At 69.0% G+C, this 1,907-nt stretch carries 1 protein-coding gene; it reads left to right on the top strand.

Going from position 1 to position 1,907, the window contains the following annotated elements:
* The coding region (locus tag AB8Z36_RS37565) for an outer membrane protein assembly factor BamB family protein (protein WP_369217862.1) at window positions 1-1,694 on the top strand (1,694 nt) is incomplete at its 5' end.
* Between the last annotated feature and the right edge of the window lie 213 nt (window positions 1,695-1,907).

The following is a 1,907-nucleotide window of genomic DNA, read 5'->3' as shown; positions in this document are numbered from 1 at the left end:
CGCAGCCCGGCTACGGCTATCCGCAGAGCCCGCCGCCCGCGCCGGGACCGTACAACCAGCCGACCCAGCCGCAGCAGCCGGGTCCGTACCAGCAGCCGGGCCCCTACGGCCAGCAGCCGGGCCCCTACGGCCAGCAGCCCGGCCCCTACGGCCAGCCCCAGCAGCCCGGACCGTACAACCAGCCGACGCAGCCGCAGTACGGCTACCCGCACCAGCAGCCCCCTACGCAACCGCAGTTCCCCGGCACTCCGCCCGGCGGCCCCGACGGCAGGGGCGGGCGCAGGAAGCTGGTGGTCATAGTCGCCGCCGCCGTGGCCGCGCTGCTGGTCGCGGGCGGTGTCACGTACGCCGTGGTCGGCGGTGACGACGGCGAGAAGAAGCCCGAGGCGAAGAACAAGGACCCGAAGTCCTCCGCCTCCGCGCCCGCCAACCCCGGTACGGGTGACGGCGACGGCAACGAGGGCAAGGAGGACCTCAACGAGGGCCGCCAGCCCGGTGAGGCGAAGGTCCTCTGGTACAAGGAGGCCCCCAAGGTCCCCGGCTCCGGCGGCGACGCCCCGGGCATGTGGATCGAGGGCGACACGGTGGTCAAGGCCGCCTACAAGCAGCTGTTCGCGTACAACGTGGACAACGGCGACATCGCCTGGCCCGCCATCACGTTCCCGCAGAAGCTCTGCGCCGCGACGAAGACGGCCACCGACGACGGCAAGATCGTGGTCGCCTTCAAGGAGGGCACCAAGAGCACGGCCAAGTGCAACCAGCTCCAGGTCATCGACCTGAAGACGGGCAAGAAGGGCTGGGGCAAGCCGGTCAAGGAGGAGGGACTCTTCGACTTCGCGTCGCAGAGCCAGCTCACCCTCGTCGGCGACGACATCCTCATGGTCGGCCGCGACCAGTCCGGCACCGCGCTGCGGATGAGCGACGGCAAGAAGCTCTACGTCTCGGAGAAGAAGGACGAGGGCACCTGCTTCCCCAACGGCTTCGCCGCCGAGGGCCGGAAGCTCGTCAGGGCGCTGTCCTGCGGGGCGAGCACGCCGAACGAGCACGACGAGCTCCAGCAGCTCGACCCGGAGACCGGCAAGGCCCTGTGGACCAAGAAGTTCCCCAAGGGCTGGCGCGTCAAGAAGCTCTACTCGGTGAGCCCGACGGTGGTCTACTCCGAGAACGAGGACAAGAAGAAATGGAACGTCTCCGTCCTTAAGCCGAACAGCGACGCGACGCGTTCCGAGCTCATCACCAAGGACGGCTTCGCGCCCGAGTGCGACTCCTCCATCCTCAGCCGTGACCTCACCGGGTGCCTCGGCACGGTGACGGACACCAAGTACCTCTACCTGCCGACGGACAAGAAGAGCGGCGCCAATGAGGTCGTGGCGTTCAGCCTGGACAGCGGCAAGGAGGCCTGGCGGACCAAGTCGCCGCTGGAGGAAACGATGCTCCCGCTGAAGTCCGTGGACGGCCAGCTGATCTCCTACGTCACCCCGTCCTACGACTCCGGTGGCCGGGTGGTCTCCATCCCGACCTCCGGTTCGCACACGCCGAAGACCCTTCTCCAGCACCCGAAGGGCACTTCGAAGATCGAGAGCGGCTTCTACTCGAAGGACGTCGACTACGTGGACGGGCGCTTCTACCTCTCCACCACCAGCCTGCTGGGAACCTCGGGCCAGGCCAAGCTGATGCTGGCCTACGGCAAGTGACCCCCGGCGCCGTTCCGTTCGGCCCTCCCGATCCGTGGCGTCCCCCAAACGCCTCCCTCAGCTCCGCAAGCGTCCCCAAGGAATAGACGACGTCATGACCCAGCCGCCCCAGCCTCCGCAGCAGCCGCCGAACGAGCCCCCGCAGGGCGGCTTCGGCGCGCCCCAGGAACCCCCGGCCGGTGGTTTCGGCGCCCCGCAGAACCCTCCGCCCGG

This window comes from Streptomyces flavofungini, assembly GCF_041028215.1.
Taxonomy (GTDB): Bacteria; Actinomycetota; Actinomycetes; order Streptomycetales; family Streptomycetaceae; genus Streptomyces; species Streptomyces flavofungini_B.
Note: the sequence above shows the minus strand (reverse complement) of the source record. Positions and strands in the feature narration are given on the sequence as shown.